Genomic DNA, 23,736 nt, shown 5'->3' with positions numbered 1-23,736 from the left:
CTATAGTTCGACATTAAGCTAATTAGAAACAACTAGATATGGCAACATGTTAGGGAGGAGTAGTGGTATATCGACTGATTCTTTATTGCATACTGAGTATGGTCTGTATCGTTTCAACAATGGCTTTCGAACAAAAACATGGACCGAAAAAAATCGATCTATGCATCGGTACATACGGATCGTCGAGCTGGGACGAAAAAGTAAATCAACAATTAAGACGGCTGTTCGCCGGCATTAAAGTCGATGTAGACTTTAATTTCTCTCCACCTAAGAGGGCAGAACTCGAACTGTTTTCAGGCCTGTGTGATGCATATTTCGCTGGGCCAGAGTTACTAATAAAACAAGTTTCAGGGCAAAATTTTTTTCTCATTCGCCCGCACCTGCTCATCGTTCATTTAAACCTTTACTCATACAAAGCTAACAACTCCATTACTAAATCACTAGAAAGCATCGATAAAAGAGATATTAGAATAGGATACTTTACCTCTTTACAATTAAAGTCTTTTATGGAGCAGACTATACGTCGAGCTAGCCTTCAAGAACTTACCAATGTTGATCAAGGCTTCGAAATGTTGGAAAGGAAACGCATAGACTATTTCATCTTTCCTGAGGTTGAGAATTCACCCGGATTTACTCGGAAGAATGATAAAAATTTGCAGTGTACGACACTGGCAACAATTCCTTTGTATCTATTGATGGATGAGAGCTATATTCATTTGAAAGGCACGATAGAAACAAACATAGATTCTATGAGTAAAACAGAGGCTTGGGTTCAAGTATTTCAAACTAGAAAATAAAAAAACGGCTTGAATAATCAAGCCGTTTTTTGCTTTAGGTAGTGTTTACCTGTGTAAGTCTAAAACTAGTTTAAACCACGGTTACGAAGTAACGCGTCTGTCGTAGGTTTACGACCACGGAAGCCTTCATAAGCTTCGAAGTAATCTAAAGTGTTACCACGACTGTAGATGAAGTCGTATAAACGTTTAGACGTTTCTTTGTCGAAGATGTTACCCGCTTCTAAGAACGCATCAAAGCCGTCAGCATCTAAAATTTCAGACCACATGTACGCGTAGTACGCTGAAGAGTAGCCACCAGCGAAGATGTGACCGAAATGCGTACTGCGGTGACGCATGATGATCTCTTCTGGCTTGCCGTAATCTGTTAAGATTTTGTCTTCAAACGCACGCACATCTAAATCAGTGAAATCTGTTCTGCTGTGGTATGCCATATCAACTAATGCTGATGCTGTGTACTCAACCGTCGCGAAACCTTGGTTGAAGTTACCTGCATCTTTAATACGCTTAAGTAAGTCAGCAGGCATTGGCTCGTTTGTTTTGTAGTGACGAGCAAACTTTTTCAGCATTTCAGGCTGTTCAATGAAGTGTTCGTATAATTGCGCTGGGAACTCAACCCAATCGCGAGGCGTGTTCGTACCAGCAAGTGTTGGGTACGTTACGTTAGACAGTAAACCGTGTAGACCGTGACCAAATTCATGGAATAAAGTTACCGCATCAGAGAAGCTCATTAATGTTGGCTCACCTTCAGCAGGCTGGTTTAAGTTCATGTTGTTGATGATTAATGGCTTCACGTTGCCCGCAAGTTTTTGCTGAGTACGGAATGAACTCATCCAAGCACCAGAGCGCTTAGTCGAACGAGCGTAGTAGTCACCATAGAATAAACCGATTGCATTGCCTTGCGCGTCTTGCACTTCCCATACACGAACAACGTCGTTGTACACAGGTACATCGTCACGCTCAACAAACTTAAGACCGAATAATTGCTCAGCTACGTAAAACTTCGCTTCAATCATGTTGTTTAATTCGAAGTACTCCGCAATTTCACCCTGATCTAGGTCGAACTTAGCTTTACGTACTTTTTCAGCAAAGTAGCGCCAATCCCATGGCTTTAACTCGTGATCAAAACCTTCAAGTGCCATTTGCTCTTTTAACCAATCGCGCTCTTGCTCAGCTTTAGCAACTGCTGGCGTCCAAACTTTCATTAGCAAGTCCATCGCTTTTTCAGGCGAGCTTGCCATTGCTTCAGTTAACACATACTCAGAGTGATGCTTGTAACCCAACAACTGCGCTCGTTTTGCACGTAGTTCTACGATTTCGGCAATGTTTGCTTTGTTATCAAACTCATTGTCGTTGTCACCACGAAGTGCCCAACCGTTAAACGCTTTTTCACGTAAGTCGCGACGATTTGAGAACTGTAAGAATGGCTCAACGCTGGCTCGGTTTAAGGTAATAACATATTTACCTTCCATATCACGTGATTTAGCCGCTGCTGCAGCTGCGTCAATTTGTGATTGAGATAAACCGTCTAAGTCACCTTCTTCCAACACAAGAGTGAAAGCAATTGAATCTTTGTAAGCGTTTTGGCCAAACTCGGTTGTCAACGCCGAAATACGTTCATTGATTTTTGCAAGTTCAGCACGCTGCTCATCATTAAGGTTTGCACCAGTGCGCACAAAGCCTTCATAAATCACGTCTAGTAAACGCAGCTGCTCTTTATTCAAGTTTGCAGATTCACGATTGTCGTACACAGTTTTAACACGCTTGAACAAGTCCATATTCATGTTAATTTCATTGCTGTGACGCGTAAGCGCTGGCGAGAATTCGCGCTGAAGCGCTTGCATTTCTTCGTTTGACTCAGTGCCTGTTAAGTTAAAGAAAACACGAGCAACACGTGACAACGTGCTACCTGCTAGCTCCATCGCAGCAATAGTGTTTTCAAAGTCAGGGTCACGCTCATCGCTAATAATAGCGTTGATTTCTAACTTGTGCTCTTCCATACCTTTTTCAAAAGCAGGCTTGAAGTGTTCAATTTTGATTTCACCAAATGGAGGCGCACCAAATGGTGTGTTCCACTCAGTAAAGAAAGGGTTCTGCGATTTTGCAGCCTCAGTGTTAACCTGTTCAGTTGCTTGCGTTTGTTCAACTGCTTGGCCTTGTTCCGCTTTTGCTTGTTCTGGTTCTTTGGAACAGCCGCTCATTAGTAATGCAGCTGAAACCGCAGCTGCTGAGGCGAGCAGTTTAAATCGACCGTTTGACATTTGTTTCTCCTCTAAAGACAAATCACGGTAAGAAATACGAGAAGTGTTACCCTCTAACATTAAGGAAAAATATTCAAGACGTTTACGTTAATTAACAGGTAAATTACGACTAATTAACACAACCTGTTTGTATATTGAGCTTTCCATTTAACAACGATTCGTTGAAACGCTTGCAAACAAGGCATTAAAAAAGCGAACGCTAGGTTCGCTTTTTCGCATTTACGATTGCTTTTTCAGCCGAATGTCCAACAATGGAATGAAAGTACCCATTACACTAATGAGGCCAAGTGACACGAAAATACCGCGCATCGTCCCCCATTCGACACATAGCGCGACGGTACTCGCTATCATAAGCCCAAAGCCAATTAGTTTGTAGGTCGTATTTGATGAATAATGTCCGTTTTCGTCCAGTAACAAAATACCGAAGATAATAACGACAGTGGCTATTAACGTGATCATAAAGCTTCCTCCAACGGCGCTGAAACTGGTTCGTTTGCGGTTGCAGACTGCGCTTTAAGTTGCGTAAATTTATTGACAGCCAGCCACATGTATACACCCATAATAAACGTCACTACATCAATACCGACATTGATATAGTGTCCTGTAGACAACACGTTGAATACATGGCTTCCCGTTAAGATAGCGTCCATTGGCATAATAGACATCAACAAAATCGCACACAAATAAGTAATGTGTTTAGCGGTTTTCTTTTCACACGGAGAGAACATTGCCCAAAGCACTACTGCTATCCAACTCCCAAAAAATGGCCACCAAAGTTTCGGGCCGACATTGGCAAAATCAGTGAAAAACTTCAGGTACATTTGAGTGGGAAATAAGAACAAGGTCGCCACAACAATACCGCCACAGCCGCCGACGATTAGGCGATTAAATCGTTGATAGGTTTTCATTGAATATTTCGGATTCGCAGCATTAACACCCCGCTCCATCCAAAGCATTAAACCGGTTAACGGCAATAGCGCTGTACCCAAGCCAAGTACCGCCCATATGGCTTTCACAAGCACACCACCAAAATTACCAAAATGGAGCGGGAACATGACATCTAGAATCACACCGGTAAAACCACCAATGCGCTCAAAGTTACTGTAACGCTCCTCAAACTCGCCAGTTGCGCCATTAAACACTGCAGTTTGCCCAGCAACTGAATCACCACCGCTAATGCTGGCATACGCCATAGCACTAGCATCGCCAATGCCTTTAATCACAACAGAGTTAACAACAGTATCTGCGTGAATCTCATACGCACCTTCAATGATTTTGGCAACTTGCGTTGACTGCTCGACATGCTGGATAACAGGGTCAGGCATTGCAGTGAAGGTTTCTATCAGTTTTTCTTGGTCTCCGCCAAAACTAACAAAGGCGGCGGCAGGTACTAACACAACAAGCGCTAGTCCTAAAAAAGCCCCAGTAAAGGCGATGACCGAATTAAATAGCAGTCCCCAAACACCAATTACTTTGTGTCCATCATTTAACATTAAGGACAGATTCTTGCGCGGCCTGAAGGTGAAAAGCTGCCCCAATATTTTCCGATGGATAAAGATCCCCGTCACAATCGACAACATCATTGTCAAGCCAAGTACCCCCGTGGTAAGCAAACCAATAGGACGCCCCATGTGCAAGTCAGCATGGAATCCGACAATAAAGTCAGACATATCCCAATATCGGCTTTCGAATATTTCTTCCATTAACCCCTCTTGCTCTTTCACCAACTCATAGGTGTAGGGATCAAATTCATAAAGCTTGCCTACAGGCGGGCTGTGGTGCTCTGGTTCAGCCTCACCTTCAGGTACTGGCTTTTCCGCTTTTTCAGGTTGGCCAGAGTGGGATTCAAATATAATCGCTAAATTTTTATAGCTGCGAGTACCTGGCAAAAATATAAGCACCTCTTCTTTGTAGTGTTCAGGCACCGTCACCACATATTTTTCGACTAAGCTTTGTACTTTTGCGACATCGACTTTGGGTAGATCACGCACTTCTGGCGTCGCCCATACTTTTATTTCAGGTCGCCCAAATACTGAAACTGCGCCAGTAAAGGCAATAACAAACAGGAGAATACCCGTGATAACCCCTACCCAACTGTGCAATGTGTAGAGTTTTTTTATCGTTTTACTTTTCATGCGTTACCCCGTTAACGCTAAGTAAGAAAGCGCCGCATGCGAGAGTACTAGTACGACCATTAGCGCCCATGGTTGCCAAGCCTTTTCAGCTAGATAGCTATACAGACAAAGCCCTGTCCAAATAAACGGAAATAATAAAATAGGAACGGCGATTTGGTCGGCAAGACTAAATGGCAAGTAAGTTGTCATACCCGGGATTAGTACCACACAGGTTAGAAACGCCATTAGCACACCAGCAAAGTTTCGCGTTTTCAATGACGTAAATACACTGACACGCGTATTTTCGTGAGACTCACTCATCCTTTGATTGCTCTATGGTAATTATCAAAGCAGCAATCATAATGGCAAAACAACTTAGTTACAAATGAGAATTGTTTTTATTTTTAATACCTGTCAAATATGTTGATATATGTCTTTTCTTCTTTTCTTGATGTAAGCAACGTTGGTAGCACTAATGCACGAGGCTTCTCATGAATTCTTCACGTAATGCTTGAAGCGCCTTTCCTTTGTTAACCAGCTTCCAAGCCATAAATATGTCAACAGGTGACTTTTTGCCTTCAACATCTATTTCTTCTAGCGCTCCAGATGCCAAATGCTCTGCAACTCTTGCTCTGGGCAAAAAGCCAACGCCGATATCGGCGATTATGGCTTGGATTTTTTGCTCAACTGACGTGACGTAAAAGTGCTGCGACTGTTCAATGATGTTGGCCGACCAAGGAACTGCTTGCTTTGCGCTATCGTGCACAATGACTGTTCGATAATGCTGAATATCTTGTCGTTTTATCGGCTGGTCAAAACGGGTAAGCTCATGACCTTTAGCTACCACCAAGGTATGGTCTAACTCACCTATTTTCTCGGCACGTATACCTTGTTGGTTCGGTACCGGTGAAGGCCCACCAATAAGTAAGTCAACTTTATCTTCAATTAATGCTTCCCAACCGCCATTCATCACCTCTTCTGACAAGTCAATTTCGATATTAGGGTGTTGATACAAGAATTGTTTTAAAGGGGGATACAAGACACTTAGATCGAAAATAGAGTCAACTGCAATTCGAATTTTAGGCTCCCAGCCATGTGAAATGGTTTGCGTTTGTTCAGCTAACTTACTGACAGCGCCCAGTATTTTTCTTCCTTCTTCCAACAAATGGCGACCTGCTGGCGTTAATACCGAACGACGCCCTTGCCTAACAAATAAGGTGACGGAAAGCTGTTCTTCGAGCTTTTGGACGATATAGGAAAGTGCCGACGGCACTTTATTCAACTGTTCAGCAGCACCAGCAAAACTTCCTCTACTGTCTATGGCGTCAAGCACTAACAATGCCTCTAACGTGATAGGTGAACTATACATAGGCAACCAAATTAATTGTTCAAATATTTTGAACATATTAAACAAAATAAAACGGTTATTCCACGAAAACCAAGAAACTACAATGGCTACATCTTTTAGAGAAAACCTTTATTTATTAACAGCAGATACAAAGAGAGTAGATTATGAACACTTCAATTATTGAGAAAGTTTTTACTTCAGACAACGCATTGTCAACCCTACCACTGCGCCTAATCGCCGGTATTATATTTGCCGCTCATGGTGCTCAAAAGCTATTCGCCTGGTTTGGTGGCTATGGATTAGACGGAACAGGTCAATGGATGGAGTCTATTGGCTTAGGACCTGGTTACTTAATGGCACTGATGGCAGGAAGTGCAGAATTCTTCGGCGGTTTATTGCTTATCGCGGGATTACTCACACGACCAGCAGCATTGGTACTTGCATTCACCATGATAGTCGCAATCTTTAGCGTGCATTTTGAAAACGGCTTATTTATGTCAAACAACGGCTATGAATTTGGCCTAGCGTTATTCGCGATGAGTGTTGCCTTACTTTTCCAAGGTGGTGGTCGCTTAGCCATTGACAACATTATTGCAAAGAAACTTGCGTAACAACTGTCCCGAAAAAGATGAGGCACACGTTTGAACCGTGCCTCAGTTAATCACATACAACCTAAATTATAGGTAACCACTTTCACCAATTGGAGAGTAATCATGGGCTTAATCGTAGATGGCAAATGGGTTGATAACTGGTATGACACAAAAACAAGTAAAGGCGAATTTCAACGCCAAGAAAGCCGCTTTCGCCACACTATTTCTGACGAACCGGGCAGCCAATACCCTGTTGAAGCTGGGCGTTACCACCTCTATGTATCACTAGCTTGTCCGTGGGCACATCGTACACTGATTTTCAGGCAACTTAAGCAGCTAGAAGACATCATATCGGTCAGCGTTGTTCAGCCAGAAATGCTAGAAAACGGTTGGGAGTTTGGTGAGCAAGGCAGTGAATATGTTGATTCATTGTATCAACACAAATACATGTACCAATTGTATTTAAAAGCTGCGCCAGATTATCAAGGTCGCGTTACCGTGCCTGTCTTGTGGGACAAGAAAACCCAAACCATTGTTAACAATGAATCAAGTGAAATCATTCGTATATTCAATACCGCGTTTAACGAGCTTACTGGCAATATTGATGATTATTACCCAGAGGCATTACGAAGCGGTATTGATGAAATGAATGAGCGTATATATCACACCATCAATAACGGCGTTTATCGTGCGGGCTTTGCCACTACCCAAACAGCTTATGACCAAGCATACGATGAGCTTTTTGAAAGCCTTGACTGGTTAGAGCAGCATCTGAGTGAAAATCGCTACCTGATGGGTGCTGAAATAACCGAAGCAGATTGGCGCTTATTTACCACATTGTTGAGGTTTGATGCTGTATACCACGGGCATTTTAAATGTAATCGCAACAAACTTAGTGAGTTTCATCATATTAGCAATTATGTACGCGAACTATTTCAAATAGACGGTATTGCCGACACGGTTGACTTGCCATATACAAAAATTCACTACTACGCGAGCCATCGCACTATTAACCCAACATTAATCGTACCTAAAGGGCCAGAGCAAGATTTCAGCTTGCCGCATGATCGCAGTTTGCTGTCATAAGTTAAATGCCCCAATTTTAATGCCACGGGTATGGAGGCAGACTTAACGGTTCGCCTCTCTAATTATTCACTGAAAAATAGCGTTAGGAATAAGGACAATACGATGATTAAGCATTTTCCTCATCAAAATCTAGGCAAAGCCAATCATGGCTGGCTTCGTTCAAGTCACCATTTTAGTTTCGCTCACTACTATAATCCCGCTCGAATGGGCTTTGGCACCTTGCGCGTCATCAATGATGATTGGGTAGCCCCCGGAACTGGCTTTCCGCCGCACCCACATCGCAACATGGAAATCATTAGCTTTATTCGATCAGGTGCCATTACCCATCAAGACAGTGAAGGTAATAAAGGCATTACACCTGCGGGTGAAGTGCAAGTGATGAGTGCGGGTACTGGCATCATGCACTCGGAATATAACCGCACGAAAGAGCCACTCACCTTTTATCAAATATGGATAGAGCCAAACAAAATAGATGTGCCGCCACGCTGGGACAGCAAGTTATTCCCTAGTGAAGTGAACGACAAAGGGCTGCCGCTATTGGTATCAGGCTACCCTGAAGATAATAATCATGCGCTATTTATTCATCAGCATGCTCGTATTTATGGTGGTTCACTCGCCCCGCAACAAGAAGTGGTTGTACCGATCGCACATCAAGCCTATGTACTTGCCTCGAAAGGGAAAGTGACAATATTGGACAATGGCAAATCAGTTACTCTCTCAGAAGGAGATGGTGCCGAAATAACTAAACAACGAGAAGTAACCCTAGTTGCAGAGTCGGATGCAGAAGTTATCGTGATAGATGCGCCCCTGCATTAACTCCAAAATTCGATTGCAACAAACTAAGCGTAGCCATGCTAAAAAAGGCTATGCTTAGGCTGTTACCTAATTAAAAGCTTGGATAAAAGCTTAGATCAAAGTGACATGACTATTCGTAATAAAGCTTATTGCAAGGTTAATTCAGGAATAACGCTTTGGAGCACGAAAAAAAGATACCCACTTCTCGCTTTTCACGATTAACAACCTTTGGCGGCTTTGTTGCCAAGGTAGCAGGCAATGCCGTAATCGATGGCGCCAAGCAATGGTCAAAAGGTGAATCACCTACCCTCAAAAATCTGGTACTCCAACCCAAGAACATAGAAAACCTCGCCGACAAGCTTGCGCAATTGCGTGGTGCGGCAATGAAAGTGGGACAATTATTGTCGATGGATGCAGGTGACTTACTGCCACCAGAGCTTAGCCAACTGCTCGATAAATTACGTTCTAACGCTGAGCCTATGCCACATAAACAATTATTAAGCGTACTCAACACCGAATGGGGAAACGACTGGCTTGATAACTTTAGTCACTTTGAACTCAAGCCATTTGCATCAGCCTCCATCGGACAAGTTCATGTTGCTTATAAAGATAACGGCGAGAAATTAGCGGTAAAAGTGCAATACCCTGGTGTGGCTAAAGCCATAAATAGTGACGTTGATAACGTAGCGACACTACTAAAACTGTCTGGTCTATTGCCACCACATATTCGAATTGACGATTTGCTGGAAGAAGCCAAAAAGCAATTGCTGACCGAAGCAGACTACCAGCAAGAAGCCGCATTTATCGAGAGCTATCGGGCGAAACTTAGTGATGATAATTTTATCGTGCCGACTGTAGAGCCATCATTTAGCACACCATCGATTTTAGTCATGGGTTATGTTGACGGCGTTGCTATCGACACTATCGGTCACTGCTCTCAAGCAATAAGGGATAATGTTGCAAGTTTACTTATCAAGTTATTCTTTGATGAGTTGTTTACTTTCAAACTGATGCAAACCGACCCAAATTTTGCCAACTATCTGTACCAAGAAAGTAGCGACAACATAGTATTACTCGACTTTGGCGCAACAAGAGAAATACCGCAAAGCATTAGCGAAGGCTATCGTGCACTTATCTCTGCTGGGGTCACTGGCAACGAAAGCGATATGCATGCTGCCGCAAAGCAAATAGGCTTCTTTGCAGATGATATTTGCCCTGACTATTTGAGCCAAATCCTCGAAATATTCACGTTAGCATGTGAACCACTTCGTCATGAGGGTGCGTATGACTTCGCAAACAGTGGTCTGGCACAACGTATAAAAGCTAAAGGCCTGAGTATTAATCGACGTCAAGATCAATGGCACACGCCACCAGTGGACGCGATTTTTATTCACCGTAAATTAGCTGGGCTATACCTATTAGCAGCCAAATTAAAGGCGCGAATAAACGCTCAGCAATTATTTAAACCCTTTAACTTCTACGATTAATTCAGCTCCGCTTTGCCTAGCTACACACGAAAAATCAGGAAAATACATGCTTTCAAGTGAAGACCAATCTCGCATTATAGAAATGGCGTGGGAAGACAGAACGCCGTTTGAAGCTATTGAAAACTTATATGGGCTAAACGAATCACAAGTTATTCGTCTCATGCGCCAACAGCTAAAATCAAAAACGTTTAAAAATTGGCGAGCACGCGTTTCAGGCAGAGCGACTAAGCACCAGCAACTGAGAAGCACCGACGTTACGCGCTCACACTGCCCAACACAGTATAAAATAAAGAATAAGTAGTTGTTCCATACTCCTCCCCATTATGAATACAAAATAATGTACAAAAAAAGCCCACTGTAGGAAGTGGGCGAATGGTTGGAACTAAAAGTTTGAAATTCGTTTAGCGCTTAGCAGTTGTCGCTTTGTCTGTTGGCAAGATAACGCTATCGATAACGTGAATCACACCGTTAGATGCTTTGATATCGGTTTTAATTACGTTTGCGTTGTCGACCTTCACTTTGCCGTTCATCGCTGTAATATCAATATTCGCGCCTTGTACAGACGTTGCTGAATCGATGTTGACTACCTGCTTTGCGTATACCTTACCTGGCACTACGTGGTAGGTCAGAATAGCGACCAGTTTGTCTTTGTTTTCTGGCTTTAATAGGCTTTCAACAGTGCCTGCTGGTAACTTGGCAAACGCTTCGTTAGTTGGTGCAAACACCGTAAACGGACCATCACCTTTTAAGGTGTCGACAAGGCCGGCAGCTTTCACTGCAGCAACCAAGGTTGTAAAACTGTCATTTGATGCGGCCACATCAACTATGTCTTTCTTGTAGCCATATCCACCACCTGCACTAGCAGCGAATGAACCAATTAAAAATAGCGGCGCTAATACAGTGGTAAGTAACTTTTTGAACACTCTCATCATGTTTTCCTGTTGTTAATCATTTGCATTAAAAATAAAAGCTGTTGACCTGCAGCATTCCCATCCTGAGAGCGCTACGGTCGTTGCCGCGGTTATTGCAGATTACGCAGCATGTTAAATTTGGGTTTAAAAATTAATCACTTTCAATGCGTAACAATTTGTGTCGATTACCTACTTGCCTGTTAAAAACGAGTACTCACTATCGCGTTAACATCACTGATTTTGCGCAATCTTTGCAGCACGTGTGCTATCAATAACATCACGTAAATCATTTAACGCATCAACAGCAAAACCGCTATCGTAGAAATACAAAATCGTACCTTGTTCATTCAGTAGCAATACTCGCGCGTTATTCGGGTTTTCTGTACCAGTCAGTGCTGTTATCTTTTCTGCTTCGTCATAAACCGTGATCACACCTCCCCATAACTGCTTGGGAATTCCTTTGCGCATACCGTTATTGATGAAGCCCTCAAACATTCTTGGAAACATACCTTTGATAGTCGGTATCTCATATGCCGTCACTTTCGTTTGCGTCATATCAAGTCCAATTAACCAACGGTCGATATCAAACTGCGAATCTTGCACATAACCAACTAATAGTAGTCGCAAGTCACCTTCGAGCTCTTTCGGTAGTACAACTTGCTGGCGATTTAAATTTTCACCGGCTACTTGAGGAAATGATTCGTTTATTGGTGTGCGATTAGCGACTGGGTTTGAGCACCCTGCGATAACAAAAACCAATAAAGCTAAACATGATAAACGTAACATAACAATCTCTTTTCTAATGTGTTTTTACAATTTACGTATAAACGCCAACTAACGATTAACTCCTTATTAAAAATGATAACTAACAGGTAAGTAAAAACTTACTAGGTGCCACATAAAGCTATTCGCGGCGTTACGAGATAGTCATAAAAACTTCATACGGATATGAGATCTTGAGCTGCTATGAAACCTATATAAAACAAATAACGAATCTGCACATTTTTAGAATTTCATGCGCAAGCTAACAACGTCACACGGCATCACACTGAGCTATCAAGACCGAGGACTAAAATCTCAACCCACCATTATTTTGATTATGGGATTAGGCGCACAAATGACGATTTGGCCAGACGAGCTTTATTTCGGGCTAGTTGATAAGGGCTTTCGTGTTATTCGATTTGATAATCGAGATGTGGGCCAATCAAGTCAATTAGATGACCATGGCGAACCAAGCATTATTAAAGCATGGCTAAGTCAGAGGACACCTATTCGTGCTCAAACACCTTATAACTTAGATGATATGGCCGACGATGTGTTAGAGCTGATGTCAGCCCTTAAAATTAAAAAAGCCCATTTGGTCGGCGCTTCAATGGGCGGCATGATAGGTCAAATTATTGCTGCCAAGCATAAGAAAAAAGTACTGAGCCTGACGTCAATCATGTCAACAATTTCAGCGCCCGGTATCTCAGGCTCAAACCTGAAAGTATTTTTACAATTGGCGAAACGTCCGAGTAAATTCAATCGAGAAGCCGCTATTCGCTATAACATGAAAATGAATCGTCTGATTGGCAGCCCCGCTTATCCATTAGATGAAGCAAGATTGAGACAACAAGCGACGGCTAATGTCGATAGAGGCTACAACCCATCGGGCTTTAAACGACAATTAGCAGCGATTACAGCAAGTGGTTGTCGCCAATATCTGATGCGAAAAATCAAAGCGCCAACCTTAGTCATCCATGGTGCAGAAGACCCGATTATTCCTGTTTCAGGTGGGCAGAAAACAGCTGAGCAAATAAAAAAATCAAAGCTTAAGGTGGTGCCCGGAATGGGTCATGACTTCCCTCCGGCACTCATACCCAAAATGAGAAAATGGATAACTAAGCATGTCAAAAAAGCTGAAATTAAACGAAAAGAAAAAGCAAAACGCCTAAAAGAAAAGCGTGTATCAAAACTAGCCGAACAAAATCAACTCGATACAAGCACTAACGAAAATTTGTAACACTAATATTCGACAGCACAATTAAAATAAGCTTTTTATAGTTAATAACTACTCACACTTTATATTCGATTCAAAACAGATTTGCGCTACTATAAAGGGATGAATCGGTTTATTTATGCAGTGTCACTGCTTTTAGTTATTGCTACATCGAATGTAACCATAGCAAGTGATTTTAAAGTAGTTTTCATTAATCCTGGTCACCCAGATAGGGACTCGACAGGAACATTCTGGTCGACGGTGAATCATGTCATGCTCGCCGCTGCTGACGATCTCAACATTGAGCTAATTACACTATTCGCCAATAGAGACCATATCTTAATGAAGGAGCTTGCTAACGATGTTGCCAAGCATCGGCCTGACTTTGCCATTATCGTTAATGAAAAAGGAGCAGGCTTAGAGCTTGCCAAAACCATTGCAGGTCATGACATTCCTATTTTTACGTTGCTCAATGGTTTTTCTTTAGCGGAAAGAGCAACGCTAACCGATAAACAAAAATCATCGATTATTGGTAGTTTAACCCCTGACAATTTCAATGCTGGTAAACTACTTGCGAAGGATTTAGTGGCCCTGCATCGTCTTAAATATGTAAACCAATCGTCGTTTAATCTGCTGGCACTGCAAGGCGACTATCGCTCTGCTGCGGCTATCGAACGAGGCAAAGGCTTATCGGACTTCCTGAGTACGCAACCCGATATTGATCTTATCGACAACCCTGTCGCCAATTGGTCTAAGGATGAAGCGTACCTTAAAGTTAAAGGTCTTTTGAGACGTCAACGTATAGACATTATTTGGGCCGCTAATGACCCTATGGCCTTTGGCGCTAGTCGTGCCGTAAAAGAGGCTAACCTACCCTACAAAGTGACTATTGGAGGATTTAATTGGGATGAAGCCAATAGCCTTTACCCAATAGATATTTCCTATGGTGGCCACGTTACATTGGGCGCCAAAGCGCTCGTCATGTTAAAGGATTTCAAAGCGAACAGTATGCAGCCCTGTGAAATGCATCAGACAGTCAATATTTTCGAGCCGAGTTCAGAAGACCGTGTGGCAAGGTTTAATGCCAACATTAGCGACAGGAGCTATGAACGCTTTGACTTCAAGCGCTTTTCTAAATCCCACCCCAATAGAGCGAGTTTTGTCATGGAAAGTTTTGTCAGTCGAATCTACAAGGCAGCTGATAATGTACTAGACAATATCAGCTGCCCTAAAATCATCATTAATTGATGAGGTGTAATTGAAGAGTTGATAGCTCGCACTACCACTTTTCGTTGCAGACTATGCCTTTTTAACAAATTTAGCAGTTACCATCATTTCGCCAACACCATCGACTTTACAATCTAGTTCGTGATCTTTCTTGTCGAGTACACGGCGAACCAACGCTTTAGTGCCTATTTTAATTACTTGTGAACTACCTTTTATCTTCAAGTCTTTAATCACGGTCACTTTGTCACCATCGGCAAGCAATGCACCATTAAAGTCTTTGACAATAATCGCTTCTTCCTCAGCAGCTTCTTTAGGGTTCCATTCATGCCCACATTCAGGACAAATTAAGAGTTCTTGATCTTGGTAGACATATTCAGACTGGCAACTTGGACAAGGGGGTAAACTATCGCTCATAACTTTTTCAGGCGGGTAATCGAAATAAGCAACTATTTTAGCAGGCGAGTAACGTTTGTCGAAGCTTTAAATACTATGCCATATCTGTCGTGGCTAATTGATTCACCAATTCAAGCGCTTCATCAAACTCGTAATCATTCAGCATCCTTTGAACGCTCTGAAGAATGTCATCAACACCTGGTTCTAACTGGAAAGAAAGCAGCTTAGCAATAATATCTTGCGCTTCGGGTTCAAAGCTCTCGCAGCACTCTATCAGTTGCTCAATTAACTGCTTATATTCTTCAGGGCTAATCGGTTGTTTATCTCTACCTTCAATTTCAGGTACTTTCAATATAGCTAAATCTTTCAGTACGCTTGCCAGGCTTTCATCAACGTTTGTAAGTTTAGCTGCTGCGGACTTACTGTTTTGCTCTGTAGACGCTTTTTCAAGCTGTTCTGCAAAATCTGCCAATTCTTTAGCGCCAATAGTCGCAGCTAATCCTTTCAAGGTATGAGCGAGACGCGTGCAAGTGATAAAGTCGGTTTCCGCTAAACTTTGTCTATACTGTTGGCAAAATGTATTTTGCAGCTCTCTAAAACGTATAAGTAACTTGAAATACAGGGCTGTCGTGTTGTTCGCATTATCTAAGCCGGACTTAATATCGACCACCTTCAACGATGAAAGCTGATTATGTAAAGCATTATCATCTGCATGCTTAGTATCATACTCTTCGTCTGAGCTTACTGGCTCAGAAGGGGTAATCCATCTAGCCATTGTGCCAAACATTTCTTCTATGCGAATAGGCTTACCGATATGGTCATTCATACCCGCTTTCGCTACACGTTCACGGTCAGAGGCCATTACATTGGCCGTCATGGCAATAATAGGTAAATCGGCGTATTCAGCGCCTAATTCACGAATTTTTTGGGTTGCTTCGAACCCATCCATGACTGGCATTTGACAGTCCATTAAGACACCGTCAAAATCTTCTTGTTTCACCAATTGATAAGCTTTCAAGCCATTTTCAGCCAAGGTGACTTTCAGTCCATGTGAATTTAACAACTCTATAGCAAGCTCTTGGTTTAACTCGTTATCTTCGACAAGCAATATTTTGGCACCTCTTAACTGTTCAATGTCCTGTCCCATTGCTTGATCAGAGATTTGATCACGGCGCATACTTTTGTCGACCGTAAAGCCAAATGTTTCCATAATGGCGTCATGAAGTGACGATGCCGACACGGGCTTGCTTAGTACACATGCAAGCAGTTCACTGGCTTGTGCATTGTCGGTAATATCGCTAAGCCCTGCCGCTGTAACCATAATGATGGGAATATCGACATGCTGCTTCATCTGTTGTGCAGTGCTTATTCCGTCTAAGCCTGGCATTTTCCAATCCACTAGCGCGAGGTCAAATTTGTGCTCATTTGACGCAATCACGTCCACGGCCTTTTGGCCCGAATTAACGGCGACTACATTAAAGCCGAAAGAGTGCAGTAAATTACTCATGATTTCATTAGCAGTAGCATTGTCATCAACAATCAGCACGCTAAGGGTATGAATTTCGGACCAATCCAGCGAGGAACTAATATAACTAGGTTTCTCATCCTGTAAGCCAAGTTTAACGGTAAAATGGAATTTGCTACCTTTGCCCCGCTCACTTTCTACCCAAATATCACCGCCCATCATTTGAGCCAAACGTTTAGAGATGGTTAACCCCAACCCTGTACCACCATACTTACGAGTGGTTGACGTATCTGCCTGAGAAAAGGACTGAAAGAGTTTTTGCTGTTGTGCGTCAGTCATACCTATGCCTGAATCAATAACTGAAAACCGCAAGATGGTTTCTTCAGGCAACACTTCTTCAGTGCGCACTTTAACTAGGATTTGTCCCGTTTCTGTGAACTTAACGGCATTGTTAGCTAAGTTAATTAATATTTGCCCCAACCTAAGCGGATCGCCAGTGAGAAAGTTAGGTACATCAACACCTACATCAAATAACAGTTCTAACTCTTTTTCATCAGCTTTAAAGCTTATTAAGTTAGCAAGGTTCTCCATTACGCCATCCAGTCGGAAAGCAATTTGCTCAATATCTAATTTACCCGCCTCAATTTTTGAAAAATCGAGGATATCGTTGATGATGCCTAACAATGACTCTGCAGATAAATGCACTTTTTCTACGTAGTTGCGCTGCTTTCTGTCAAGTTGTGTCTGCAAAGCTAAGTGAGACATACCAATGATGGCGTTCATTGGCGTTCTGATTTCATGGCTCATGTTCGCTAGAAAATCACCTTTCGCTTTATTCGCTGAGTCAGCTTGAAGTTTCGCAAACTCGAGTTGCTCAGTGCGCTGTGCTACCTGTTGTTCTAATTCTTTTGAATGGTTTTCTAATGTTTCGTTCTTGGTTTTTAGCTCAGCTAATAGCTCTTGCCTGCTCTTGTGTTTGAAAAGATTGATGAGTTGTTCACTGCTTCCTTCTATCACCTTTGCTTGATTGGGCGTCAGAGACAAAAACAAACGGTGGTGATGCAACTCAGCCGTTACAGTGTGATCAGTTTTATAAAACAGGGTACTAGCAACATCAGGTAGACCAATGCTGTTCGGTGCAACAACGTTGAATACCAGGGCAGGTTGAGCCTCATGATAATCAACCGCTATCCTAAATAATACGTTGCAAGTATCAGGGTTATCATGAATCACTTGTTTAAGTAATGACGAAATACAGCCAACAACACGATTCAAGAGAATAGCCTTAAGTCCACACAATAAACCTGCATCGTATAGCTTTCGGCGAATACCATATACCATGCTAATGTCTGTCAATGGAATGTCGGCTAAGTTTTTCATGTTAAAATCGATAGACGATACATGACGCATCGTCATAATTTTTCTCAAAGTTACTAAAAATATAGCTCAGTATTTGCTCGACCGATGCTTTCAAGTAATCGCTATCAAACTGCCTCAACAAACGGCTTTGAATACCGTCACTGTGCATCACAATGAGGTCGCCAGCGGATAAATTCTTGGATTGCGCGAGCGGTATGCGAGAGTGGCAGCCAACTGTTCCATCACGGCTTGCGAAACTTTCACTATTTGCCCCCATAACATAAGCAGCAATGTTACCAACACCGGCAAAATCAACCCGATGAGAGTTTTCATCAACAATAGCAAGCCCAACTGAAGCGCCAATACATGGATGTGAAATTTTGTCCATCGCGTCAATCATGGCAGAAGGTGATTCAAGTGTCTCGAGCTGCAATAAATAGCGGGCCAAAATTTTTGATACTTTGTCAGCCTCTGCGCCATGACCCACACCGTCGATTACAGCAAGCAAAAGTTTTTGTTCAAGCTGACGCACGACGACCTTATCGCCACTGACAATTTCGCCATATTTAGCGCGATTTCTCGTGGCAACTTTACTGCTCACTGTTAACACCAAGACACTATAGTTACACGAGTCCCTTGCGACGAAGACTCGATATCAAATTCATCGACCAACCTTTTCGCCCCTGGCAACCCCTGCCCTAACGTGCCACTGGAACTATAACTATCCGACATAGCTAACGGGATATCCTCTATACCCTTACCTTGGTCTACCGCCGCTACTTTGATGCCTTTTCGGTTAAGCCTTTGCACTTGATTAACCTCAAGCCACCCCTTATCAGCATACTTCAAAATATTACGAGCAAGTTCAGATACCGCGGTTAAGAAACGCGACGCCTCTATTGACGAAAAGCCCGCTGTAATCAACCGAGACTTCACATGCAATAAAGCGGTTTGAAAACTCGCTTCATCTTCAACATCGAAACGTTCAATTACTGCCATTATCGAACCTAGCCACCTTCTCGCACCAACAGTAGTCCTTCATCAATATTGAGCGCGAAGCGGATGTTCTTCGTATCAATATCGTAGTCGACTATGGTTGCAGCTAGGCCTGGACTCAATCCCACAATAATTGACGTCACCCCCATCAATTGTGCCATTTGACAGATTTTCTGTACCGACTGGTATTCGTCGATATCGAGTAAATCAAGGCCAGAGAAATCACATAACAAGTACTTTACTGACGTTGCGGATAAGTGTGTCAGTAGGTCCTCACGAAACCGATTTAACACCTCATCTGTTAGCGCGGACTGAATGGTTGCCAATACAGCCGACTCAATTTTGTTTAAAACAATATTACTCTCGCCAAGCATGTACTACGCTGCCACTATTCTTTGACCGATAGTGGTCAGTGCATTTTCTAATGCATTACTCAAGGTTGCCGTTGTCGTCAAACTGTCGACCTCTATTCCCAGCTCAACAATAGTTTGTGCTATTGCCGGTGACAAGCCCGAGACAATGCAATCACAGCCCATAAGCTTGGACGCTTTAGTAATTTTTATAATGTGATTGGCTACTGCAGTATCAACCACAGCAACACCACTGATATCGAGAATGATAACTTTGGCACTCGTTTCGCCAATTTTTGCAAGCACCGTATGCATTAAATCTTGCGCGCGTTTAGAATCTAAAATCCCAACAATAGGTAACATCAACACCCCCTCCCAAATAGAAGTAACAGGTGTAGACATCTCCAATAATGTGCGGCTTTGGTGCTCTATTTTTTGTTGTGTCATGGCACTGTATGCCTGAACGACAATCGACGTTTCTAGGTGGACGAGTTTACCTAATGAGATTTGTTGTTGATGAAAATGCTCTTTATCGCTGTCTTCAAGAAACAACCCTTGGAAAAAGCTCAAGCTTTTACTGACACCAGAAAAGTAACTCTCTAGGCTTAAACCAATTTTTGCATGATGTGCACCTAAGTATTCACGAGACTGAATATGGCCCTCATCGATATTGGCCAAAAAGGTTTGATGCCAGTAGTTTTTTTGTGCTTCTTTCACGCGAGCGAGTCTGTTTTTATCAGAGAAAAACTGCAGAAACTCTGGTTGAGGCTCAAGCCAATCATAGAATGCCTCAACATAATCATCGAGCAAAGGGATGATTCGCTCGCCCAGTTCACCGACGAGTTGAAGGTCTCGCTCTGAAATCTCATAAACCTTCATTAAACTTTTCACGTCAACCACAACATGCTCCTGCTTGTAATTATGTTCTCTAACCTATTCTAAAGCTTAGAAATCATTCAACTTTTGTCAAATCAGTAAGAAAAATTTCATATCAATAGAAACCACTTTTTTAAAAATGGACAGTTTAGCCATATCTCACATATGCCCAGCCTCCTATACTGGCGCCAATTAACATATTTAGAAGAGGTGAGCATATGGTGAAGTTATTCAAACAAATGTCAGCATCGATTGCTTTGTTGGCATGTAGCCACATGGCCAATGCATCACTTATCACCAATGGTAGTTTTGAGCAAACAACGTTTGGTGATAGCACGGTATCTTATGGTGCAGTGAAAAATACTGATTTAGCTGACTTCGCAAACAAACAGCGTGGTTGGGATGTTTTCAATATCATTCCCGGTTGGTACACCAGCTACGGTAATGGTATTGAATTGCAAAAAGGCGTTGTTACAGCTTCACAAGACGGCTTCCAACATATTGAATTGGACTCGCACAGACGTAACGGTTCAAACTCAATGATGACACAGACCATTGATTCGTTGATCGTTGGTGAAGAGTACGTATTGGAATTCTTCTATAAAGCAAGAACCAATAACCAGAATGACAACGGCATCAACGTTTACTGGCATGATGCTGCAGCTAATTTTGACATGTCAATGGACGCTATCTACGCAGCAGATGGTATTCGTCGTGATACGCCAAATTGGCAAAAACAAACAGTAAGCTTCAGAGCAACATCAACGTCAATGAATTTAAGCTTTGCTTCTTTTGGCACACAAAATACGTTGGGTGGCTTAATCGACAATGTATCGCTAAACCATGTTGCTCAGGTGCCTGAACCAAGCATGATAGCGTTAATGCTACTACCTATAGGCTTTTTAGCTGTTCGCAAGAAAAAAGCGAAGGTAACGTCTTAAATCAAAAAAGTTAAAGACCTTTATAGAGGGTGGCCAGCCCCCAAATTGCGCCGCTCTCGATCTCAAGTGAGATACCGAAGGCACTATAGCCAGTTAGCATACATGTTTAACTGGCTAACCTCTCTTTAAAACTCTATCAGTAATTAGTTATCGCTAATTAATCGACACTAAATAACGACTTCTTCCAGAATTTCATCAAGTGTATCTATACCAAGCCACTGCGCTTTCTCTCGAGTGCTTTCATCGATTTCGTGTTCACCTGCCAGTTGGTACATGCATGCGAACATAAACTGCACAAGTTCTTGCTCAGGTGTGCCTTGTTCAGAAGAGTCACTCAGCTTGTCTAAGTCAGTCAACATCTTGATAACGTTCGCATCAATATGCCACTGCGACAGCATAAGCGCCGACGCCATATAAATACTGATACCACCAGTTTGTTTGACATGACTATTAAGCACTTGTAGGTCTTCAATACCTCGTAATGAATGGATAACAAGTTCATGCTGCTTAGCGTCTTTGTGGCTCAGTAAAAATACGCCTAATAATCCGAACACTAACACTTGTTCTACCAAAGGCACATCAAACTTCACACTACTGCTCAAGCTGCGGCGTAACTTTTGAAATAGCTTAGGTGCAAGCATGAATGCTTGGCTGTATTTTTCGATTAATTTCGGCGAAACTTGCTCGCTTAACGCGTCTTGCATGGCAAAGATCACGGCGAAGTTGAGTACGGTATTAATGCCCAAATTTCGGGTGATGGCTTCGCGCAAATCATCTGGCGTTTTGCCGTAAATGGCTTTACTTGCTTGTCCCATCAGTCGACCAGAGAAAATCGGGTCTTTACTGACGATGTCAAGCACGCGTTGGACATCTAAGTTTCCTTGATCTTTCTCCTGCAGTAACTCACGACAACTATCTGGCATCGCAGGTATGTTCTGGGCTATAGTTTTCAGCTCTTTCTCATTTTCAGAGTTCAAACCTGTTGCCGTTAATTCTCTAAATTGTGAGGGCGTCAAACCAAACTTTTGTCTAAATGCACGCTCAAATGTTGCTCGTTCTGAGTACCCTAGTCGAACCGCTAAGTCGTCTATTTTTACATGTGGTAAAGACAACACCATGACACAAAGTTCATTCAAAAACTTGGTTTGGATGAGCTTATAACTGGTTTCTTCTTGGCTGAGTTTGCGGCGAAATGATGTAGTGCTCATTGCTAGTGCAGACGCACATTGTTCCAATGTTAACGCTGCCGGTAAATCACTATCACCTAATAGGTTGTTAACTGCTTCGGTTAACATTTTCGGTTTGGGTACTCGAGACATAAAATACGGCCATATCCTTCGTAATGTATCGCTCGATTATGTTAGTTTTTTTGATAAGCAACAAGTGCTTTTGCAGCAAATAAAGAATTGATTTTTAAGAACACATATATCTGGCTTTTACATCATATTTATCACAAGAAAAAGTAACTCACTATTTACTCTGTGTAAGGTTGTTTACCAGCGCCTTTCAAGCATTAACAATGAACTTCAAAGTCTGACAAACACACTGTTGTACCATGTTCGTTACTGGTGACATTTAATGATAATTGCAAACACTCTGTCAGTCGCTTAACTAAAGACAACCCAATCCCAAATCCCTCGCTTGATTGACTCTTCACACCCGCTTCAAACATGTGCTGTTGTATGGCTGGAGATATGCCTTGTCCATTGTCTTTAATAATCAGTTGGCCTGCTGAAAAGCTTATTTCAACTGCTCCACTATGTGAATGGGTGAAGGCGTTAGCGACTATATTGCTCACTATCATGTTCATTGCTTGCTCATTGCCAATCACACAAACTGAATTACTGACTTTCACATCCACCTCTATCGTTTTCCCTTCTAACAATTGGTGATGCTCAACAATTGCTTTTTCAACGACTGGTAGCAACTTGAACGAGTGCATTTCAAATGACTTTTCACGAGCTAATGTCAGTAGCCCTTCAATGCACTTTTCCATATAAGTGTTGGCTTCTTTAATTCGACTGACTAAAACCCGTTGTTCACTCGTCAATTCGGCACTAGCCAACAACGTCGTTGCACCTTTCACAACAGCAACAGGCGTGCGCAATTCATGGGAGACATCGCGAGTAAAGTCTTGCTCTCTAACAACAAACTGCTGAACACGTTGCATGGCGTCATCGAGTCGTCGTGCAAACATCCCTATTTCATCGGGTTTAAATTGCGCAGAAAAATTTGCCGGTAACGCATTATCTTGAACTTGATCAAGTACCTGCATTAACCTATCTATCGGCCTTACTAGACGCTTAGCTAAAAACCATGTCCCTATCCCAATCAACAGGCCTGTAATCGCAATGAACGCTAGTTGCGCCTGTAACATGCCACCTTTGATTTTTCGCACAACTAGCTGATCACTCACTTCTGCGACTAAAAAGCCAATATCCGTTTTAAGTAAATGGTAGTGTTCCCCCTGCGGCCCTGAAAACTCAATACGCTCAGGTTCTTCTACTAACACGGTGCGAATAGCGTCAGGCAACGCCTGTGAGGACTGATAAAACGAGATGTAATCAAATCTTGATGACGGATGTTCACCTCGTTCTACTTGTGCTTTGACTAAGCTCATTTCATCTTTAAGTAGCTGAATAAAATAATTGTCTTCGACGTTATAAGAAAAAATAAATACGAGTGCTGTGAATAAGGTACAAACCAGCATAATCATCGTAATGAAATAGGCAACGATACGGGAACGAATATTGATAAACACGAGG

General features: G+C 42.4%; 24 protein-coding genes. 9 read left to right on the top strand and 15 right to left on the bottom strand.

All coding sequences use genetic code 11. The features are described from left to right. Window positions 1–119: 119 nt before the first annotated feature. Window positions 120–797, top strand: a complete 678-nt coding sequence (locus tag ACFSJY_RS07615) for a hypothetical protein (protein WP_386032907.1) — start codon at window positions 120–122, stop codon at window positions 795–797. A 65-nt stretch (window positions 798–862) separates the two neighbouring features. On the opposite strand, the gene ACFSJY_RS07610 is transcribed toward ACFSJY_RS07615, so the two are convergent. The 5 genes from ACFSJY_RS07610 to ACFSJY_RS07590 form a co-directional block, all read right to left on the bottom strand. After that, on the bottom strand, window positions 863–3,055 hold the full coding sequence (locus ACFSJY_RS07610; protein WP_386032905.1) for a M3 family metallopeptidase: 2,193 nt from the start codon (window positions 3,053–3,055) through the stop codon (window positions 863–865). Between the two features lie 219 nt (window positions 3,056–3,274). Next, entirely contained in the window at window positions 3,275–3,514 is a 240-nt protein-coding gene (locus tag ACFSJY_RS07605; RefSeq protein ID WP_386032903.1) for a hypothetical protein, read from the bottom strand. After that, on the bottom strand, window positions 3,511–5,190 hold the full coding sequence (locus ACFSJY_RS07600) for a PepSY-associated TM helix domain-containing protein (protein ID WP_386032901.1): 1,680 nt from the start codon (window positions 5,188–5,190) through the stop codon (window positions 3,511–3,513). Before ACFSJY_RS07600 ends, ACFSJY_RS07605 begins: the two co-directional genes overlap by 4 nt. A 3-nt stretch (window positions 5,191–5,193) precedes the next feature. Continuing rightward, window positions 5,194–5,490, bottom strand: a complete 297-nt coding sequence (locus ACFSJY_RS07595) for a hypothetical protein (RefSeq protein ID WP_386032899.1) — start codon at window positions 5,488–5,490, stop codon at window positions 5,194–5,196. A gap of 151 nt (window positions 5,491–5,641) precedes the next feature. Beyond that, a complete protein-coding gene (locus ACFSJY_RS07590; RefSeq protein ID WP_386032897.1) occupies window positions 5,642–6,538 on the bottom strand; it encodes a LysR substrate-binding domain-containing protein in 897 nt (298 codons plus the stop codon). A 143-nt stretch (window positions 6,539–6,681) separates the two neighbouring features. Between ACFSJY_RS07590 and ACFSJY_RS07585 the strand changes: the two genes are divergently transcribed. The 5 genes from ACFSJY_RS07585 to ACFSJY_RS07565 all read left to right on the top strand — a co-directional run bounded on the left by ACFSJY_RS07585 (window position 6,682) and on the right by ACFSJY_RS07565 (window position 10,776). Then, entirely contained in the window at window positions 6,682–7,128 is a 447-nt protein-coding gene (locus ACFSJY_RS07585; protein WP_386032895.1) for a DoxX family protein, read from the top strand. A 102-nt stretch (window positions 7,129–7,230) separates the two neighbouring features. Further along, window positions 7,231–8,193 (top strand): glutathione S-transferase family protein, encoded by a 963-nt coding sequence (locus tag ACFSJY_RS07580; RefSeq protein ID WP_386032893.1) that lies wholly within the window; start codon window positions 7,231–7,233, stop codon window positions 8,191–8,193. 102 nt (window positions 8,194–8,295) lie between these two features. Next, entirely contained in the window at window positions 8,296–9,009 is a 714-nt protein-coding gene (locus ACFSJY_RS07575; protein WP_386032891.1) for a pirin family protein, read from the top strand. Between the two features lie 155 nt (window positions 9,010–9,164). Further along, on the top strand, window positions 9,165–10,475 hold the full coding sequence (locus tag ACFSJY_RS07570) for an ABC1 kinase family protein (RefSeq protein ID WP_386032889.1): 1,311 nt from the start codon (window positions 9,165–9,167) through the stop codon (window positions 10,473–10,475). Window positions 10,476–10,521: 46 nt separating this feature from the next. Continuing rightward, window positions 10,522–10,776 (top strand): TIGR03643 family protein, encoded by a 255-nt coding sequence (locus ACFSJY_RS07565; protein WP_386032887.1) that lies wholly within the window; start codon window positions 10,522–10,524, stop codon window positions 10,774–10,776. Between the two features lie 100 nt (window positions 10,777–10,876). Here ACFSJY_RS07565 and ACFSJY_RS07560 read toward each other — a convergent pair whose 3' ends face one another. Continuing rightward, window positions 10,877–11,398, bottom strand: coding sequence for a fasciclin domain-containing protein (locus ACFSJY_RS07560; RefSeq protein WP_386034981.1), 522 nt, complete (start codon window positions 11,396–11,398; stop codon window positions 10,877–10,879). Between the two features lie 219 nt (window positions 11,399–11,617). Then, the gene (locus ACFSJY_RS07555) at window positions 11,618–12,172 is read right to left on the bottom strand and encodes a hypothetical protein (protein ID WP_386032885.1); all 555 of its coding nucleotides are present in this window, start codon (window positions 12,170–12,172) and stop codon (window positions 11,618–11,620) included. A gap of 229 nt (window positions 12,173–12,401) precedes the next feature. Between ACFSJY_RS07555 and ACFSJY_RS07550 the strand changes: the two genes are divergently transcribed. After that, on the top strand, window positions 12,402–13,388 hold the full coding sequence (locus ACFSJY_RS07550) for an alpha/beta fold hydrolase (RefSeq protein ID WP_386032883.1): 987 nt from the start codon (window positions 12,402–12,404) through the stop codon (window positions 13,386–13,388). 120 nt (window positions 13,389–13,508) lie between these two features. Then, a complete protein-coding gene (locus ACFSJY_RS07545) occupies window positions 13,509–14,612 on the top strand; it encodes an ABC transporter substrate-binding protein (RefSeq protein ID WP_386032881.1) in 1,104 nt (367 codons plus the stop codon). Between the two features lie 51 nt (window positions 14,613–14,663). Here the strand turns inward: ACFSJY_RS07545 and ACFSJY_RS07540 are convergent, their stop codons facing one another. From ACFSJY_RS07540 to ACFSJY_RS07515, 6 genes are all read right to left on the bottom strand, one after another. Further along, a complete protein-coding gene (locus tag ACFSJY_RS07540) occupies window positions 14,664–15,005 on the bottom strand; it encodes a zinc ribbon domain-containing protein YjdM (protein ID WP_386032879.1) in 342 nt (113 codons plus the stop codon). A 73-nt stretch (window positions 15,006–15,078) separates the two neighbouring features. Continuing rightward, complete coding sequence (locus ACFSJY_RS07535) at window positions 15,079–17,865, bottom strand: response regulator (protein WP_386032877.1); 2,787 nt, start codon at window positions 17,863–17,865, stop codon at window positions 15,079–15,081. After that, window positions 17,831–18,409: a SpoIIE family protein phosphatase gene (locus tag ACFSJY_RS07530; RefSeq protein WP_386032875.1), complete on the bottom strand. Its 579-nt coding sequence runs from the start codon at window positions 18,407–18,409 to the stop codon at window positions 17,831–17,833. Before ACFSJY_RS07530 ends, ACFSJY_RS07535 begins: the two co-directional genes overlap by 35 nt. 2 nt (window positions 18,410–18,411) lie before the next feature. After that, window positions 18,412–18,807 (bottom strand): anti-sigma regulatory factor, encoded by a 396-nt coding sequence (locus ACFSJY_RS07525; RefSeq protein ID WP_386032873.1) that lies wholly within the window; start codon window positions 18,805–18,807, stop codon window positions 18,412–18,414. A gap of 8 nt (window positions 18,808–18,815) precedes the next feature. Beyond that, window positions 18,816–19,178, bottom strand: coding sequence for an STAS domain-containing protein (locus tag ACFSJY_RS07520; RefSeq protein ID WP_386032871.1), 363 nt, complete (start codon window positions 19,176–19,178; stop codon window positions 18,816–18,818). Window positions 19,179–19,181: 3 nt separating this feature from the next. Further along, entirely contained in the window at window positions 19,182–20,054 is an 873-nt protein-coding gene (locus ACFSJY_RS07515) for a protoglobin domain-containing protein (RefSeq protein WP_386032869.1), read from the bottom strand. Window positions 20,055–20,248: 194 nt separating this feature from the next. On the opposite strand from ACFSJY_RS07515, the gene ACFSJY_RS07510 reads away from it, so the two are divergent. Beyond that, a complete protein-coding gene (locus ACFSJY_RS07510) occupies window positions 20,249–20,971 on the top strand; it encodes a DUF642 domain-containing protein (RefSeq protein ID WP_386032867.1) in 723 nt (240 codons plus the stop codon). Between the two features lie 167 nt (window positions 20,972–21,138). Here the strand turns inward: ACFSJY_RS07510 and ACFSJY_RS07505 are convergent, their stop codons facing one another. Then, window positions 21,139–22,290: a helix-turn-helix domain-containing protein gene (locus tag ACFSJY_RS07505; protein WP_386032865.1), complete on the bottom strand. Its 1,152-nt coding sequence runs from the start codon at window positions 22,288–22,290 to the stop codon at window positions 21,139–21,141. Between the two features lie 194 nt (window positions 22,291–22,484). Then, complete coding sequence (locus ACFSJY_RS07500; protein WP_386032863.1) at window positions 22,485–23,732, bottom strand: sensor histidine kinase; 1,248 nt, start codon at window positions 23,730–23,732, stop codon at window positions 22,485–22,487. Window positions 23,733–23,736 lie beyond the last annotated feature (4 nt).

Origin of the sequence: Thalassotalea euphylliae (assembly GCF_042682785.1) — a bacterium.
GTDB classification, from domain to species: Bacteria; Pseudomonadota; Gammaproteobacteria; order Enterobacterales; family Alteromonadaceae; genus Thalassotalea_F; species Thalassotalea_F euphylliae.
This window is presented reverse-complemented; position numbering and strand designations above follow the sequence as displayed.